This is a genomic window from Rheinheimera riviphila (genome assembly GCF_004005945.1).
In the GTDB taxonomy this organism is placed as follows: Bacteria; Pseudomonadota; Gammaproteobacteria; order Enterobacterales; family Alteromonadaceae; genus Pararheinheimera; species Pararheinheimera riviphila.
The window spans coordinates 1-17,290 of record NZ_SACS01000041.1 but is presented as its reverse complement, the minus strand read 5'-3'; the positions used below and the strand labels follow the sequence as shown (position 1 = coordinate 17,290).

The window sequence follows — 17,290 nt, the reverse complement described above, 5'->3', positions numbered from 1 at the left end:
CACAGTGTGCGGTGATGCGAAAATATCTGACGGGTATCTGGGCCTGCATGCAGACCCAGACTGCCTTCGATTCAACATTATTGTTCAGTGAACAACACATAAAAAATTGACAGGGAACAGAGTATCTTAAAAGCGCTCGATGCCAAACACCTGCTTTTTCCATTGTTACTGGATATATCAGACAGTCTTTCGGAGGAGGCCAATCGCAACCTAATCGCTGATCCCGCGCGTGCATTATCTCGTCAAACAAATACCGGCGTGCATCACACTGACAACAGCTGCAATGATGACCCACATGCACAGGCATTAGAAAATGCATTATCAGAATCTTATAGGATCGACCTGCAACTGAGAGCTCGAGCCAATTTTCAGCAGACTCTGGCAAAATCCACATATACGGTGCTCAAGGATACATTGAAGGAGTGGAAATTTACCACTCTTGGTATGCATGGTGGTGCTGGTCAAGGCGGATTTGATATCCAATGGGAAGACAATGTAAGCACTTATAATTTTGCTGAAACATACATAGGTGCAAATGGCTCGAAATCAGAGCTTATTTGAGGTTTCACGTTGACAGCTTCTGACGATTTAGAAGTGAAGCTCAGTCCCACGAATTCCGGTATTGGTGGTTATTCGTTGCACGCTTTACTCGAGAGTCCGACAGGCGCGTTACCACCGAAAATATCAACCTGCTTGGTGAATGTGCTACAACAACGCTATTTCGCGCACACCCTTTATGAACAAGCGAACGAAAGGCAAACCCAGTATTTTGATAATACCCCACAGATGATTGGACGAAACGAGTTGAGGAGCGGCGGCTGGATTTGCAAATACTCGTTTTTGGACCTTCATAAAAATCTAAAGATGCAGTACTTATCAAAATGCCCTTTCCAGTGACGTCGTTCGCTTAACAGGCAACACAGCCGGTAGTAGCTTTTAGATGATGGCGAAAGCGCATCCACTTACCTGATGACTACCGGCATTCTTCGCCCGATAGATAGCCCTGTCGGCCTGCAGCAATAAATCACCGACGGCAAGAGAGTTTATTATGTAGATTGCGCCGTTTAAGCGACTGACTGCATCGCACCGTTGATAGAGCCGCGCTGTGATAAGCGCGGCTTTTTTATAGCTTCGGATAAAAAATCAGCAGTAACCTTGAATTGTCACTGTGACCACACCACTAAATAACTCACTGAATCCTTGTGGATATTTAGATGAGCTTCACGCAAAACATTCACTTCGGCTGGTTCGCGCTGGCTGCCATGATTAGCATCAGCAGTTTTGTTGTATTGCTATGGTGTTTACCCAAAATCGTCCGTTGGGCCAAACGCCGCCCCACCGGCGCTTATGTGATTTTGGCCATATTCCCACTTATCTCACTGCTGCCGATTCCGCATTCAGAAATCAAAAAATTACAACGCATCAAGCAAGAACAAGTGCAGCAAAAAGAACAATCCGGCGAGCCAGAGACCGACAATGATAAGCCAACCAGTTGATGCCGGTCATGCAGACAGGCACCTTGCCTGAGGAGAGTGGAACTCTGACCCCAGCAGTATCAAGCCGGTACTTTTTTTGATTGCCAATCAGAATGGTTTTGTAACGGTGTTATTGCATAGGCTTCGCCTTTGACGAGCTTTAGCTGGTCCAAAGGACAGGGCGCAGCCAGTGTAAAGCCCGCAATAAAATCAACAGTTTGAGGCGCCGACAAAACTCGCGGTTCGCTTTACGGTGCGGAAAAGCAGCGGAAAAGTAACTTTGTGCCAAAAGCAGACATTGTTTGTAGATCTGGACAAATACAAAGTGTTACTTGCTTTAACTATAAAGCAGGCACGCTTTGAGCAAATAAACAGGCACATTTATCTGTTGCTGAAGAAGGAAAAACACTCTAATTTAGATATTTAGCGCAGACCAATTTAAAAATAACAGACCAGAGAAAGCGTGCGGGCACAATATACAAATGTTAGAACTTCAAGGAGAGAAATGTGCTTTACCCACTTTTTGATAAAGACTGTGACTTAGTTGCTTGGATTGCTCCAAATGATCATTTATTCGATACAGATATGAACTGGGTTGCGTATATTCGTAATGGTCATGCATGGTCTAGTGATAGCGGCAATTGGCTTGGTCCAGTTAATGGATTACTGTGCTTAAATCAGTCTGGGCAGCCGGTGGCATGGAATCCGAAGGAAGCTGTGGCTGGGATTTCGCGCCCTTCTAGACCTTCACGTGCATCAAGAGCATCTCGACCTTCACGTCCTTCGAGACCATCTAGGCCGTCGAGACCTTCTCGCCCATCAACTCCTTCCGGAGGTTGGGCAAATGAGTCTTTCTTTGCTTGGCTTGGCCAGTAGTGGTTCTAACAAAGTGCAACAGTTCGCAGCCTATGTCTGCCGGACTCTCTTACGTTCGCCACTGTGCACGGCGTTATTCGAGAGAAGCAGCTTTGGCTCCCCAATAACGAAATCAAGAGAGGAAATGGATGACCCTACTTAATCAAATATTTAAGTGGACTGAATCTCTTCAGTCATGGCAACGAGATGCATGCCGCCGCCTCTTCCAGCAGGAATCAGCACTGAACGAGACCGACATGTTCGAGTTATACGCGCTTCTTAAGATTGATTGCGGTATAGAGAGTGATGATGCACTGTTACCGATTCCACTCGCTAAACAGCACCTTCCTGCCGAACTTGCCCCAGGTGAGCGAGTTACTCTGGTAGCTTTGAGAGACCTGCAAAACGTCAATCAGATTCCGAGTGATCGCATTCTCACTTTCTCCGAAGCTGGCATTACTGTGATTTACGGAGGAAATGGTTCGGGCAAGTCGGGCTACGCTCGTGTTATGAAAAGAGCTTGTCGGGCTAGAGATCAATCTGAGCCTGTCCACCCAGATGCAAATGATCCGACTGCCTCTAAGAGGGTGCCCACCGCAAAATTCGATGTAAAGGTAATGGGTGTATCACATGAAGTTGATTGGACACGCGACACAACTTCACCAGACCAGCTCTCGTCAATCTCAGTCTTTGATTCAAAGTGTGCTCGTTCCTACATTACTGCGGAGCAAGATGTTGCTTACTTACCATACGGCCTTGACATTATTGAAAGTCTAGCCAACCGAGTTCTCCCAAAGCTCTCAGAGATGCTCGAGTCAGAGATCAATGGGATTGATGTAAGTATGTTGCCGTTCGAACATCTTCTTGGCGATACAGAGGTCGGGAGAGTCATCGGAAACCTTTCCATCAAATCAAACCCAGAAGCTATAACTTCACTTGGTACCATCACTGAAGGCGATATTAAGCGAATTGCCGAGCTTGAGAATGCTCTCAAGGAAGGGAATCCTCTGGCTAAGGCGGAAGAGTCGAAGCGTTCAATGATGCGACTGAAAGCTTTCGCTGACAAGCTTGCCAAACCTTTGGCATGGGTTAGTTCAGACGCTGTTGAAAAACTTCAGAAAATAAATGATGAGAAGATCACTGCGGAGGACGCTGAGAAGAAAGCTGCCGACGCGTTGTGCTCCGGCGAAGAACTACTTCCAGGAACTGGAGAGCAAGTTTGGAAGCTTCTTTTTGACGCCGCACGGCGTTACTCCACTGAAGTAGCATATCCTGGAGAGGATTTTCCTCAATCTGCTGGGGGTAAAGTGTGCCCCTTATGTCAGGAAAATTTACCCGAATCAGGGGCTAACCGCCTTAAGCGATTTGATGAGTACATCCAGAATGATGTCGCAAAGACCGCCGAAGCAGCCCGTAATAAAGTCGAAATAGCCAAGACTAAGATCAAGGTAGCCGATCTTATTATCGCCGCCGATGATGCTCTTGGTGAAGAACTGAAGGTCTTAGACGGCTCAATCAATCAAGTAATTTCAGATTTCCAAGCTTCGATTGATGCGCGTAGAGAGTTTATGCTCCAGTGTCTCGAAACATCAAAATGGGCAGAGGTTCCTGTCTTGAATGTTTCGCCAAGGGTGCGAATTCGCCAGCTTGCAGCTCAACAATTAAGGATTTTTCGAACCCTTACAAGAGCGGCGGATGAAACGAAGCGAACGAAGCTTGAAAGAGAATTGAGTGAACTTACTGCAAGACAAAGCTTGGCCAAGAGTTTGAATGCTGTAGTCGAGTTGTTGGATCGGATGAAAAAGAAGTCTTCCCTTGAAAAATGTCGCCCCGCCTTAAAAACACGTTCGATTTCTGACAAGTCAAAGGAATTTGCTACTGTCGCAGTAACAGATGAGTTAAGGAAAGCTCTTGACAAAGAGTTTGAAGCACTTGGCATTGGGCACATCAAAACAAAGCTAAAGGAGCGTAGTTCCCGTGGGAAGATGTACCATCAACTTCTACTAGATCTTCCAGTTACGAACAAAATTGATGAGATTCTTAGCGAAGGTGAGCAACGTGCTATCGCGCTGGGTTCATTCTTTGCTGAATTGGTGCTCGCCAATCATTCGTGTGGAATTATCCTCGATGATCCGGTTTCGTCGTTGGATCATTGGCGGCGACGAAATGTTGCCCAGAGATTGGTTGAGGAGGCTAAGAATCGGCAAGTAGTAGTGTTTACTCACGATACTTCATTTCTTGGCCAACTATCCGATGAGATCGAGACAGCAGGTATTCCTAACTCAACATTCTTTTTGGAGTGGCAAGGGGGCGCACCTGGCTGTGTTAATGATGGCCTCCCGTGGGATCATCAAGGCTATAAAGCGAGAATAAACGCTCTTGAGCAGGCGCAGAGCAAGCTTGCGAAGACGTGGCCGGCATATCCTAATGAAAAAGAGATTGGTGATATGCGACACCAGTATGACCGGTTAAGGGCAACGCTCGAAAGAGTAATTCAAGACGTTGTTTTTAATGGCGTCGTGAAGCGATATCGCGACTGGATTCGTGTGGACTCGCTCGAAGAGGTTGTCGGTTTTAGCCGTCCCGAATACGAAGCTATTGAAAAACTGCATAAGCGAAGTTGTGATGTGATAACGGCCCACGACCCATCGTCGGCAAAAGCTGCTGCAGTTCCCTCCGCGGCTGATTTGGGCAATGACATCGTTGCCTTGAAAGCGATTGTTGAAGCCATTCAGAATCGGAGAAAGACCGCGAAGGCAACCGCGTAGGAGTGGAAATGCCAAATAATGCGCTGCTGTCGGACAAATTTTCCGCAGAGCACGGCGTTAATGTCCGCAACTCGCTCAAAATGAACGTTCGTAGTAAAACTGTTGCTCTTCATCCCCGTAAAGCGAGCCGCTTTAAAATCGACGGTTTGAGGTTTTAAGCTGGCAACTGTTTGAGCGAGCTGACGCTAGCAGCTCGCGAGTTTTGCCAGCGCCTCAAACTGTTGATTTTATTGCGGGCTTTCGAGCGATCCGGGGTCGCCTTTTCTTTGGTTTCTTTCTTTTGGCGAAGCAAAAGAAAGAAACTCGCCACAGGCGAAACGCTCTTCTAACCAGCCATTTGCTGCCAAACCAAAAATACCAAACAGCAACTACTCGCCAGACAAACCCACACCACCACTCACCTGATTCCCACCAGCATTTTTCGCCTGATACATTGCCCTATCAGCTTCGAGCAACAGTTGTTTTTCATCCATCCCTTGTGACGGAAATGCTGAAATACCAATGCTGGGATAAACATAAAACTGCTCACCGGCGAGGGCAAAAGGTGCATTCAGCGCTAACCGGACTTTTTCGGCCACGGTCTGCGCCGTCGAAAGCGCGTCAATATGCTCCAGTAATACCACAAATTCGTCGCCACCAAACCGGGCGACAGTGTCGCTGCTGCGCACGGCATGTTTGATCCGCTCGGCCGCTTGTTGCAGTAGTAAATCGCCGACAGCGTGGCCGGCCTCGTCGTTCACTTGTTTGAATTTATCCAAGTCCAGATACAATACAGCAAACTGCGATTTTTCGCGGTCAGCACGGTATAGCGCTGACTGCAACCGGTCTGCAAACAACAGCCGGTTTGGCAAGCCAGTCAATACGTCGTATAAGGCGATATGCTGCAGTCGGTCGTGCATTTTTTTGCGCTCAATCGCCGAGGCAATTTGCGTCGAGACAAATTCCAGTAGTTCCTGATCAAGCGCGCTGTATGGCTGCTGGCCAAATAACACCAGCGCTCCCGGCCAGCTGTTTTGTTGCCGCAACGGTACCACCAACCAATGTTGCAAATCGTCGTGCTGCTCATCATTACCCGGCGATGCGGTCGCTTGCGTCAGGCTGGTACGTAAGGTACTACGCCCTGACAGTACTTGTTGTGCAAACTGAATAATCTGCGCCTGATGCCGCACTATTGCTTCCGGCTCGACAGCAGCCTGGCAAGCGAACTGCAATAAGCCGTTTTCAGCATCGGTCAGCAAAATGGCGAAGTTTGCCGCCGGTAAAATAGCCGCGATGATCTGGTGAATATGTTGATATAACTCGGACAAGTTTTGCGCCGCATGCGCCGCTTCGGAAATCTGATACAAAGCGGACTGGCGCTGCTGCGCACGTTTGAGCTGCGTAATGTCGCGCGCCACGGCCACCCGCCGTTGATCGGAGGCCGACCAACGTGCTGACCACAACAAATGCACCACCTGACCGTCTTTACGCAAGTAACGGTTTTCAAAGTCGACTTTCGGCTGATCCAGCATAATTTCAGCTGCGGTTTGTAAGGTTTTGGCCTGGTCATCCGGATGGATCAAATCCAGCATCGAGCGGCCAATCATTTCTTCCGGTTTATACCCAAAAATACGCTCGGCACCGGCACTGACAAACACAAAAGTGCCGGACGCGTCGACCACACAAATGGCATCCAGCAACAAATCGATGTACTGACTAATCGCGACAAAATGGTTGTTGTCCACTTACTGCTCCTGCGGCAATCTGGTACCCGACGCCTGAAATTCGCCCTGGCAACAGCGGAAAATTCCAGGGGCCAAAATTTGGTACATTTAACAGTAACCTGTCATCGCCTAAAGCGCAATCGGCAGCCAACACAGTGCCTGTCACTGAAACATTTCAGACATCCATACATCCAAAAAAAGCTGTTCAAGCCCGCTAAATTACGATTTACTAAAGCTGAATCTTCTCAGGAGCATATGATGTTTAAAATTAATCAGTATTTTGATGGTAAAGTGGCGTCCATCGCCTTTGCCGGTGAACAACTGCCAGCGACAGTCGGTGTGATGGCGCCAGGCGACTATGAATTTGGCACCAGTCAGCATGAAGTGCTGACCATCGTCAGCGGCGCGTTAACGGTGAAGTTACCTGGTAGCAAGCAGTGGCAAACCTTTAGCCGTGGTCAGCAGTTTGCAGTGCCGGCACACAGCAAATTTCAGCTGCAAGTGGCGACCGATACGGCTTACCTTTGCACTTATGAATAATCTTTTTTTCTAAATCAATGCTTTCGCGCATGATTTGGATTGTTTCAAACTACGCGAATGCCGGTTTGAAACTACACATCACTCGGGAGCCACAATGCGCGGGATGGGAACAGCAGCGAAACGACCTGATAGCGGGAAATCGGCACAGGCGCTTAATCTGAAACAAACTATCCAGTACATGTGGCCCTACTTATGGGCCTTTAAAGGCCGCATTTTACTCGCGATGCTGGCACTGATTGCCGCCAAAGCCACCACTTTACTACTGCCTTATGCGCTAAAACTGATTGTTGACGGCCTCGATCGCTCGTTACACCCCACCATCACGCTACCGCTGTTGCTGATCGCAGGGTACGGTCTATTGCGTTTTGGCACGGTATTTTTTGGTGAAATTCGTGACGCGCTGTTTAGCAGAGTGACCGAACATGCGATGCGAAAAATTGGCCTGCGGGTGTTTCAACATTTACATCAGCTGGAGCTGGCGTTTCATCTGGATCGCAATACCGGTGGCATTAGCCGCGACATCGAACGTGGCACCAATGGCCTCAGTTTTTTAATGCGTTTTCTGATGTTTAACATTGTGCCGACCTTGCTGGAAATTGTGTTGGTGGCCGCCATTTTCTGGGGCTTATTTTCGTTCTGGTACGCGTTGATCACGGCCGTTGCCGTCAGTTTTTATATCTGGTTCACGGTGGCTATTACCGAATGGCGCAACAAGTTTATCCGTGAAGCCAATCAGGCCGATTCCGCCACCAATACCCGTGCCGTCGACAGCCTGCTGAATTACGAAACGGTCAAATACTTTAATAACGAAGCCTATGAAGCGAAAATCTACGACGACTTTCTGGCGAAATGGGAAACTGCCAAGCTGAAAAACCGCATGTCATTGTTGGCGCTGAACTCGGGGCAAGCACTCATTATTGCTGCCGCCATTACGCTGATGATGTGGCTGGCCGCCAAAGGTGTGCTGGACAAAGAACTGACGTTAGGCGATTTGGCGATGATCAATGCTTATATGATCCAGCTATTTATCCCGCTGAATTTTTTAGGTTTTGTCTACCGGGAAATTCGCCGCGCGTTAACTGATTTGGAAAATATGCTGGGTCTGTTGCAACGTAAAGCCAGTATCGTCGATGCGCCGGATGCGCGTGAATTGCAGCTACAACAAGCCAGTATTGAATTTCGCGATGTTAGCTTTGGTTATCAAGCCGAAAGAGTCATTTTGCAGCAGTTTAACCTCAAAATTGCCCCTGGTCAGAAAGTGGCGGTAGTTGGCAGTTCTGGTGCCGGCAAAAGTACGCTGGCACGGTTACTGTACCGTTTTTACGAAATAAACAGCGGCCAGATTTTAGTCGACGGCCAGGATATCCGCAGCTTGACGCTGGATAGTTTGCGCCGTGCCATTGCCATCGTGCCGCAGGACACTGTGCTGTTTAACAGCAGCATCCGCGACAATATAGCGTATGGCAATCCGGCGGCATCACAGCAAGATATTGATCAGGCGATTGATTTAGCACATTTACGCCACTTTATTCAAAGCTTGCCACAAGGTGATGCCACCTTAGTTGGCGAACGGGGTTTAAAAGTATCGGGCGGCGAAAAACAGCGCATCGCCATTGCCAGAGTCTTACTCAAGCGCTCGCCCATTCTGATTTTTGATGAAGCCACTTCAGCGCTGGATTCACAAAGCGAAAGTGCGATTTTAACCGCCATGCGTGAAGTCGCTACCGGCCACACTTCACTGGTGATTGCCCACCGCTTGTCGACCGTAGTCGATGCCGATCTGATTGTGGTGCTGCAACAAGGCAAAGTGGTGGAGCAAGGTTCGCATCAACAGCTTTTGACACTCAACGGTTATTACACCGAGCTTTGGGCTTTGCAACAGCGTGAACAACAGGCTGATGTCAAAGAATGAAGGGCTGCTGTTGCAATGATGAAAGAATTCGTCGTTAAAGATCATTACGCTGTGTAAAGAAAGGTTTAGCCCGGTAAAGCTGAGTAAAAGCGGCAACTAACATCAAAAATTCTGTTCCTATGTCTGCTTTTTGGCATATCTGGATAGAGAATTTTATGAAAATAGTGTCCCTGTTTACCTTAGTGTGCAGTACTTTGTGGTTAGCCGGTTGTGGTGGCAGCAGCTCGTCTGACGAATCGGCCACTTACCCAACATCCTACCTGCAGTTTTACAATGGTTCGGCCAATAGTGCCACCACGGCAGTGGTTGCTAATCTGGGCACCAGCACCACCGACATTGCGATCGGTAGCGCCGGTTTTGCCGATGCAACCCCATTGCAATCAATGGAGGCTGGCAGTTACAGCCTGGAACTGAACTACACCTCAACTTCTGGCAGTGTCACCACTGTGATGACCGATAAAACTGAACTGAAAAACAGTCAGAAAACGCTGTTATTGATAACCGGCAATTACTCAAATCCGGAACTGATTAACCTGACTTTTGCCCGCGACGATACGTTAGATGACCAGTTTAAAGTGATCCTGGTCAACCTGATCAACAACAGCAAAACTTATGATCTCTATCTGGGTGACGCGGAAAAAACCTTTGCTGAAGCGGTGTTGGTTGGCAGTGCCGGGTATAAAACTATCGCCCAGGCTAAAACTTATGATGTCGACACATACAAGCTGTACCTGACCGAAGGCGGTTCAAAAACCGTGTTATTTAAATCGGATCCGATTACCCTGAACTACCTGACAGAATATGTAATGGTTACTCGTGCCGCAATTGGCCCGGCGCAAGGTAAATTCGCCATTGATGTTATTGTCAATACTACTTCGGTGACCACCATGGAGGATGTCAATTCTAACGCCCAGTTCCGCGTGTACAACAGCATCGACAGCGTCAATCCGGCCAATATCCATCTTGGTGAATTGTCGGCATCACCAATTTTCAGTGGTCTGGCGGCGGATACATTAAGCCCCTATCTGGAAACTGTTGCGGGTGATTACCGGGTGTCATTATCCGATCAGAACAATGCGCTGATTATGCGCAACGGCCTGGTAACCCTCAATCAAGGCGCCGTTAAAACCGTGGTGTTCTATCGGGACGCGGCCGAAAAAGCAGCTGCGATTACTTTAACTGACAGCAAACTGCCTCAGGTATTTGATTTTAACTTTAATGTCGTCAACGTCATTCCGGGTTTTGATCAGATCAGTGTCTACTTTGTAAAACCTGGCCAAACCATGGAAACCAGCGGCTACTACATCAGCACACTGAATTACGCGTCACAAAGTGCAGTTACGCTGCCGGTTGGCGAATACACCATGTATATCGTGCACAAGGATGCCAACAATAACAAAATGCTGTTGGCGCAAACTGAACTGCTGAAACTAACCGCCGGTAGTAATTATGTGTTGGTGGCAGAGCCTGATCATTATGCCAACAGCGGTTATAAACTCAGTCTGGTGAAATAACTCGACTTAACTTGGCCAAGGAGCGTCGCCGATGGCGCTCCAGCCTTGTTGTCTGTTGTGTTTTACCCACCATATCAGTAGGCTGTGGTCAGTGTTAACTGCAAAGTGAGATTAAACATGATGACATGGCTATTTTTAGCAGCCGGCTTGGTGCTGCTGGTGATCGGCGCCGATCTGTTAGTCAAAGGTGCCGCTCGATTGGCGGCAACCTTTGGTATCCCCAGTTTAGTGATTGGTTTAACCGTCGTTGCGTTCGGCACCAGCGCGCCAGAACTTGCGGTCAGCGTCAAGGCTGCTTACGCCGGACAGGCCGAATTGGCTATTGCCAACGTGGTTGGTAGCAACATTTTTAATGTGTTGTTTATTCTTGGTGTGTCCGCGTTGATTATGCCGCTGATTATCTCCCGCCAGCTCATCCGCCAAGATGTTCCGATCATGGTTGCGGTGTCAGTCATCACAGTGCTGATGGTGCAGGATGGCCAAATTGATAAAATTGAAGCGACCTTACTGACCATCGGCGTCTGTGCTTACACCTATTTCCTGTTTAAACAAGGGAAAGCACAAGGCGCTGCAACGGCAGAAGCGAATAACGAAGTCGCTGAGCTGCTGAAAGAGCCACACCCAATGTGGCAAAACTTGTTGTTTGTGGTCGGTGGTTTGGTGTTGTTGGTGTTAGGCGCCCGTTGGCTGGTGCAAAGTGCCATCGAACTGGCAACGGCCTGGGGCGTCAATGAAGCGGTGATTGGTTTGACCATTGTTGCGGCCGGTACTTCGCTACCAGAAGTGGTCACTTCGATTGTCGCGACCATCCGCGGCGAACGGGATATCGCGGTCGGCAACGTCGTTGGCAGTAACATTTTTAACATTCTTTGTGTGCTGGGTATTTCGGGTCTGGTATCACCAATTCCACTCGTCGCCGGCGACCAACTGGCACAAATTGATATCCCGGTGATGCTGGCTGTGGCCATGTTGTGTGTGCCGTTCTTCTTTGCCGGTTCAGTGCTCAACCGGATTGATGGTGTGTTGTTCCTGATTTTGTATGTCGCTTATACCTGGTATCTGATTGCTTTGGCACTTGGCAAATCTTACCTGGCACAACTACAGGACGGTATTATGTTTGGCCTGGTGCCACTGGTTCTTGTTTATGTGGTCGTGTCGTTATTGCTGGATTTTCGCACCAGAAACAAACAAAACGCGGCTTAACACGCCGTTGGTTGCAACAAAAACGCTTCTTCGGAAGCGTTTTTTTTGGCTGACCCATAGGCAGAACCAAGGTTGTCTGCTCGCCACCACCTTGTGCAACAGATTTTCTGCAACTAAGGCCATTTTGCACTGTTGCGCGCCCCCGCTTTCGATATAATATCCATCTTTATGGCTAAAACTTTCCGGACTATCGATGACGCAAGATGAAATGAAAAAAAATGCTGCCTGGGCTGCATTAGAGCATGTTCCCCGCCACACCATCGTCGGTGTTGGTACTGGTTCTACTGTGAATCATTTTATTGATGCACTCGCTTCGATTAAATCTGAAATCAAAGGCGCTGTTTCCAGCTCCATTCAAAGCACCGAAAAAATGCGTGCCTTGGGCATCGAAGTACTGGATTTAAATGACGTTGAAAGTTTCAGTGTCTATGTCGATGGTGCCGATGAAATCAATCCGGCCAGGCATATGATTAAAGGTGGCGGCGCCGCGTTAACCCGCGAGAAAATTGTCGCTGCAGTGGCCGACAAATTTATCTGTATCGTTGATAGCACCAAGCAGGTTACGGTGCTGGGTAAATTCCCATTACCGGTTGAAGTCATTCCAATGGCGCGCAATTATGTCGCGCGTGAGCTTCAAAAACTCGGTGGCCGCCCGGTTTGGCGCGAAGCTGTCATCACCGACAACGGCAATATTATTCTCGATGTCTTTGATCTAAAAATTACCGATCCAGTGGCGTTTGAACAACAAGTAAATCAGATCACCGGCGTGGTCACTAACGGCATTTTTGCCTGCCGCGCTGCCGATCTGGTCTTAGTCGGCACTGCCGATGGCACCAAAGTACTGAATTAAAACTAGAAATAAAAATACAGCGGTCAAAAGACCCTGACGTTGTCCACGTAAACAACAACCTTATTGACCCATTTTGGTCGACAGAATTTTGCAACATTAAAGAGAAATGAAGATGGAAAAGTACTCACTGCCGAAAGACAAAATCAAGATTTTGCTGCTGGAAGGCTTGCACCAAAGCGCGGTGCAAAGTTTCAAAAATCAGGGTTACAGCAATATCGAATATCTGAAAACTTCGTTGTCAGAAGCAGAACTGATTGAAAAAATTAAAGATGTGCATTTTATTGGCATCCGTTCGCGCACTCAGCTGACCGAAAAGGTCCTCAACGAAGCCGGTAAACTGGTCGCCATTGGGTGTTTCTGTATCGGTACCAATCAGGTTGATTTAGACGCTGCTTTAGCCCGGGCCATTCCGGTGTTTAATGCGCCGTTCTCCAATACCCGCTCCGTGGCTGAGCTGGTGCTGGGTCAAATTATTATGTTGTTGCGTGGTATTCCACAACGTAACGCTGCTGCACACCGCGGTGAATGGCAAAAAACGGCGACTCAGTCGTACGAAGCGCGGGGTAAAACGCTGGGCATTATCGGTTATGGTCACATTGGCACCCAGTTGTCGATCATGGCGGAAAACATCGGCATGCGGGTGCAGTTTTACGATATTGAAGACAAACTGGTGCTGGGTAATGCCACTCAGGTCGATATGGCGACCTTGCTGAAAACTTCTGACGTGGTGACTTTGCATGTGCCGGAAACAGCGCAGACCCAGAATATGATTGGCGAAGCTGAACTCGATTTAATGAAGCATGGTGCCATTCTGATCAACGCTTCGCGTGGCACTGTGGTTGATATCGATGCCTTAGCCCGTGCTTTAGCCGAGAACAAGCTGGCTGGCGCTGCCATTGATGTATTCCCAGTTGAACCGACCGGCAATGACGAAGAATTTGAATCGCCGCTGCGTGCTTTTGACAACGTGATCCTGACGCCACACATCGGTGGTTCGACTCAGGAAGCACAAGAAAATATCGGTTATGAAGTGGCCGGTAAACTGGTGAAATACTCAGACAACGGTTCCACCTTGTCGGCGGTCAATTTCCCGGAAGTGTCACTGCCAGAATACAAAGGCCGTTCGCGGTTATTGCATATCCACAAAAACCAACCGGGGATGCTGACCAAAATCAACGAAGCGTTTGCCAAGCATGGCATCAACATTTCCGGTCAGTATCTGCAAACCAACGCTGAGATTGGTTATGTGGTGATTGATATCGACAGCCTCGATCACGAGCTGGCACTGAATGAACTGAAAGCTATCCCAGGTACGTTAAAAGCGCGGGTATTGCACTAAGGTGCACTTATTGTAAGCAGCTTCGACATGGTGGGTGGCGCTAACTGCGCTTACCCACCCTACCTTTTTTATTGCCGAATTTTTTTACGGCAAGAACCATCAGAACGAATACACCAGCGTCGCCGAAGTTTCGGTATCGGTTTTGGAGCGGAATTCACCTGGGTTCGAGTCATATTTCACAATAAAGCCCAGACGCATCGACAGCTGGCCGCTCACCTGCGAAGTAAAGGCGCTACGGCTTAACCAGCTGGAGTTTTTACCATCCAGCGACACCGACCATTCCAGAGACTGCCGGAAACTGTTGTGCTCATTCAGCTGATAGTCGAGGTTGGTGGCGGCGTACCAGATAATGCCGGTGCTACGATCGCCATCTGAAGTTTCCTGATGCGCAAAACCAGGACCAGTTTCGATGTCCCAGTAGCTATCACCCTCTTCATAAAGCCGCATCGCTGAACCCGCTGCGATAGATGCTTGCTCGCGAAAGGCACCAAACCGGTCGTTCAGATAAGCACCCCGACCGAAGATACTGAACTCACTACGATGAAATTTGTAGTTGCTCTGTCCCACCAGATTTAATCGCTGGCCGGTGGTATTACTGGTTTTGGTGTTGTTTTCCTGGTCAAACTGACTGTTGCGCTGAAACAACGTCTGGATCAGGTATTTGTTCCGAAAATCCTTCATTTCATGCTGCAATTCAGCGTTGGCGCGCACGGCGGTTGATTCGGTGTTGCCACTGCTCAGCACCAGACCCAACTCGACATCACCAGCCCATGGCTTGTAATTATCGCCGTCGGCATTGCTGTTTGTGCCGGCGACTCCGGCTTCGGATATTTTTAATTGCTGGAACGTCTGGCCAGGCTTTAATCGCTCAGACGGTAAAGTGGACGCGGCAAACGGCATCGCCTGCACAGTGTCGGCACTGAGCGCTGGTAATGGCAAGGCTAAAGCAACCAGGCTAACCATCAGCCACGTGCTTTTATTCAACGATTTCTTCAGCGATTTATTCAACGATTTATTCAACAACAACTGCATTTTTTATCCCTTCACAACACACTGACAACGCTGCTGCGCCGCCATTTTCATCAACATCACTCAAACAAAAAGCCAGTCAGTGACTGGCTTTCTTCACATCAACTTTTGAAAAGTTTGCTTACGCGGCTTCACCACGCTGACTGATAAATGCCAGCGCCAGTTCAATCCGTGCCAGACAACGGGCCTGGCCAATCAGCGCCAGCGTTGCGTCCAGCGATGGCGAATTACCACCACCCGTCACGGCTACCCGCAGTGGCATACCCACTTTACCCATGCCTAAACCCAAACTTTCGGCAGCGCTGTTAATGGCAGCATGCACATTTTCAGCGGTCCAGTCGGTGATTGCAGCCAGTGCTTGTTGCACCGCTTTGAGTGGCTCTGCTGCGACCGGACGTAAATGTTTTTTGGCAGCGTTTTCTTCAAACTCACTAAAATCCTCAAAGAAATAACGGCTCACTTCAACCATTTCTTTTAACGTCTTCACTCGCTCGCCTTGCACTGCAACTAACTGCTCAAGCGTTGGGCCATTGCTGATATCCAGTTTTTGTTCAGTGACATGCCATTGCAGATGTTTTGCGACATAAGCCGGATCTGAAGTACGAATATAATGCTGATTTAACCACTGCAGTTTTTCGGTGTTAAACGCCGAAGGCGCACGGTTGCAGTCAGACAAATCAAAAATCTGCACCAACTCTTCCAGACTGAAAATTTCCTGATCACCATGCGACCAGCCAAGGCGTACCAGATAATTTAATAAAGCTTCCGGCAGATAACCGTCATCGCGGTATTGCATTACGCCAACAGCACCATGGCGTTTGGATAATCGTTTGCCGTCATCGCCTAAAATCATCGGCACATGGGCGTATTTTGGAATGTCGGCACCAAGCGCGGCCAGAATATTCATCTGCCGTGGTGTGTTGTTGACGTGGTCATCACCACGGATAACGTGGGTGACGCCCATTTTCCAGTCGTCGACCACTACGGTCAAATTGTACGTTGGCGTGCCGTCACTGCGGGCGATGATTAAATCATCCAGTTCAGTGTTGGCAACTTCGATGCGGCCTTTGATTAAATCATCAATCACCACCACCCCTTCTTGTGGGTTTTTAAACCGGATCACAAAAGGTTTGTCGGTTGGGTGATCGGTGCGGTCACGCCACATGCCGTTATATTTTGGCTTTTCGCCAGCAGCGGTTTGTGCTTCACGCATCGCATCAACTTCTTCGATGGTGCAAAAACACTTATATGCTTTGCCATCAGCTAACAGCTGCGCCACGACTTCTTTATATAAATCAAAACGTTTGGTTTGATAGAATGGACCTTGGTCCCAATCTAAACCTAACCAGTTCATACCATCTAAAATAGCATCCACCGATTCCTGGGACGAGCGTTCTAAATCGGTATCTTCAATGCGCAGAATAAAAGTGCCGCCATATTTTCTGGCATATAACCAGCTGAATAACGCGGTGCGGGCGCCGCCGACATGCAGGTAGCCAGTTGGACTTGGCGCGAAACGGGAAACAATTGACATGATTAATCCAGTAAGTCAGTCTACATAATGCGGCTATTGTACCAATCAAGCTGCCTTCTTGCACGGCTGTTCGGCCTGGCTTTTATGCAGAATTTCCAGCGGCCTGGCAAAATGATTACTTTTACAGCAGACAGCGGCAAAAACATAAAATATGATTGACAGCATTTGTCCGCCCCCTATAATGACGGCCGAACGTTGCAGCGGATTGTTAGCTCAGCTGGGAGAGCATCGCCCTTACAAGGCGGGGGTCACTGGTTCGAACCCAGTACAATCCACCATAACGTTTGTTGAGTTTTAAAAATTAAAACTTAAGATTAGAAATTGATATCCCATGGATTGTTAGCTCAGTTGGGAGAGCATCGCCCTTACAAGGCGGGGGTCACTGGTTCGAACCCAGTACAATCCACCATATCAAATGCTGTTTTTAAATAGCAAACAAATACCCCAGGATGGTTAGCTCAGCTGGGAGAGCATCGCCCTTACAAGGCGAGGGTCACTGGTTCGAGCCCAGTACCATCCACCAAATTCCTCTTCGTTTACCGCAATACACAGCAATGCTCCTGACCGA

The 17,290-nt window shown here is 48.4% G+C and carries 15 protein-coding genes, 3 tRNA genes and 1 pseudogene; 15 read left to right on the top strand and 4 right to left on the bottom strand.

Going from position 1 to position 17,290, the window contains the following annotated elements; all coding sequences use genetic code 11:
- The 6 genes and pseudogenes from EOE67_RS21185 to EOE67_RS20605 form a co-directional block, all read left to right on the top strand.
- Positions 1–110, top strand: a pseudogene (locus tag EOE67_RS21185) (IS110 family transposase); the annotation flags it as partial.
- A gap of 52 nt (positions 111–162) precedes the next feature.
- Entirely contained in the window at positions 163–561 is a 399-nt protein-coding gene (locus EOE67_RS20205; protein WP_127701393.1) for a hypothetical protein, read from the top strand.
- Positions 562–1,214: 653 nt separating this feature from the next.
- The gene (locus EOE67_RS20200) at positions 1,215–1,496 is read left to right on the top strand and encodes a hypothetical protein (RefSeq protein WP_206099681.1); all 282 of its coding nucleotides are present in this window, start codon (positions 1,215–1,217) and stop codon (positions 1,494–1,496) included.
- A 486-nt stretch (positions 1,497–1,982) separates the two neighbouring features.
- A complete protein-coding gene (locus EOE67_RS21145) occupies positions 1,983–2,351 on the top strand; it encodes a 4-fold beta flower protein (protein ID WP_420849800.1) in 369 nt (122 codons plus the stop codon).
- Between the two features lie 128 nt (positions 2,352–2,479).
- Complete coding sequence (locus EOE67_RS20195; protein ID WP_127701391.1) at positions 2,480–5,098, top strand: AAA family ATPase; 2,619 nt, start codon at positions 2,480–2,482, stop codon at positions 5,096–5,098.
- Between the two features lie 8 nt (positions 5,099–5,106).
- Positions 5,107–5,256, top strand: a complete 150-nt coding sequence (locus EOE67_RS20605) for a hypothetical protein (protein ID WP_164852453.1) — start codon at positions 5,107–5,109, stop codon at positions 5,254–5,256.
- Between the two features lie 69 nt (positions 5,257–5,325).
- Here the strand turns inward: EOE67_RS20605 and EOE67_RS20600 are convergent, their stop codons facing one another.
- Positions 5,326–5,466, bottom strand: coding sequence for a hypothetical protein (locus tag EOE67_RS20600; RefSeq protein WP_164852452.1), 141 nt, complete (start codon positions 5,464–5,466; stop codon positions 5,326–5,328).
- On the bottom strand, positions 5,467–6,822 hold the full coding sequence (locus EOE67_RS20190; protein WP_127701389.1) for a diguanylate cyclase domain-containing protein: 1,356 nt from the start codon (positions 6,820–6,822) through the stop codon (positions 5,467–5,469). It abuts the gene before it with no gap.
- A gap of 237 nt (positions 6,823–7,059) precedes the next feature.
- On the opposite strand from EOE67_RS20190, the gene ppnP reads away from it, so the two are divergent.
- The 6 genes from ppnP (at position 7,060) to serA (ending at position 14,159) form a co-directional block, all read left to right on the top strand.
- A complete protein-coding gene (gene ppnP / locus EOE67_RS20185; RefSeq protein WP_127701388.1) occupies positions 7,060–7,341 on the top strand; it encodes a pyrimidine/purine nucleoside phosphorylase in 282 nt (93 codons plus the stop codon).
- 94 nt (positions 7,342–7,435) lie between these two features.
- On the top strand, positions 7,436–9,253 hold the full coding sequence (locus tag EOE67_RS20180) for an ABCB family ABC transporter ATP-binding protein/permease (RefSeq protein WP_127701386.1): 1,818 nt from the start codon (positions 7,436–7,438) through the stop codon (positions 9,251–9,253).
- 155 nt (positions 9,254–9,408) lie between these two features.
- The gene (locus EOE67_RS20175) at positions 9,409–10,767 is read left to right on the top strand and encodes a DUF4397 domain-containing protein (protein WP_127701384.1); all 1,359 of its coding nucleotides are present in this window, start codon (positions 9,409–9,411) and stop codon (positions 10,765–10,767) included.
- 117 nt (positions 10,768–10,884) lie between these two features.
- Positions 10,885–11,970, top strand: a complete 1,086-nt coding sequence (locus tag EOE67_RS20170; protein ID WP_240652896.1) for a calcium/sodium antiporter — start codon at positions 10,885–10,887, stop codon at positions 11,968–11,970.
- A 193-nt stretch (positions 11,971–12,163) separates the two neighbouring features.
- Positions 12,164–12,820: a ribose-5-phosphate isomerase RpiA gene (rpiA, locus tag EOE67_RS20165; RefSeq protein WP_127701381.1), complete on the top strand. Its 657-nt coding sequence runs from the start codon at positions 12,164–12,166 to the stop codon at positions 12,818–12,820.
- 112 nt (positions 12,821–12,932) lie between these two features.
- Complete coding sequence (serA, locus tag EOE67_RS20160; RefSeq protein WP_127701379.1) at positions 12,933–14,159, top strand: phosphoglycerate dehydrogenase; 1,227 nt, start codon at positions 12,933–12,935, stop codon at positions 14,157–14,159.
- A gap of 99 nt (positions 14,160–14,258) precedes the next feature.
- On the opposite strand, the gene EOE67_RS20155 is transcribed toward serA, so the two are convergent.
- Both EOE67_RS20155 and gltX read right to left on the bottom strand, forming a co-directional pair.
- The gene (locus tag EOE67_RS20155) at positions 14,259–15,191 is read right to left on the bottom strand and encodes a DUF481 domain-containing protein (RefSeq protein ID WP_240652895.1); all 933 of its coding nucleotides are present in this window, start codon (positions 15,189–15,191) and stop codon (positions 14,259–14,261) included.
- 118 nt (positions 15,192–15,309) lie between these two features.
- The gene (gene gltX, locus EOE67_RS20150; protein ID WP_127701376.1) at positions 15,310–16,722 is read right to left on the bottom strand and encodes a glutamate--tRNA ligase; all 1,413 of its coding nucleotides are present in this window, start codon (positions 16,720–16,722) and stop codon (positions 15,310–15,312) included.
- Positions 16,723–16,924: 202 nt separating this feature from the next.
- On the opposite strand from gltX, the gene EOE67_RS20145 reads away from it, so the two are divergent.
- From EOE67_RS20145 to EOE67_RS20135, 3 genes are all read left to right on the top strand, one after another.
- Positions 16,925–17,000, top strand: a tRNA-Val gene (locus EOE67_RS20145).
- A gap of 55 nt (positions 17,001–17,055) precedes the next feature.
- Positions 17,056–17,131, top strand: a tRNA-Val gene (locus EOE67_RS20140).
- Between the two features lie 38 nt (positions 17,132–17,169).
- Positions 17,170–17,245, top strand: a tRNA-Val gene (locus tag EOE67_RS20135).
- Positions 17,246–17,290 lie beyond the last annotated feature (45 nt).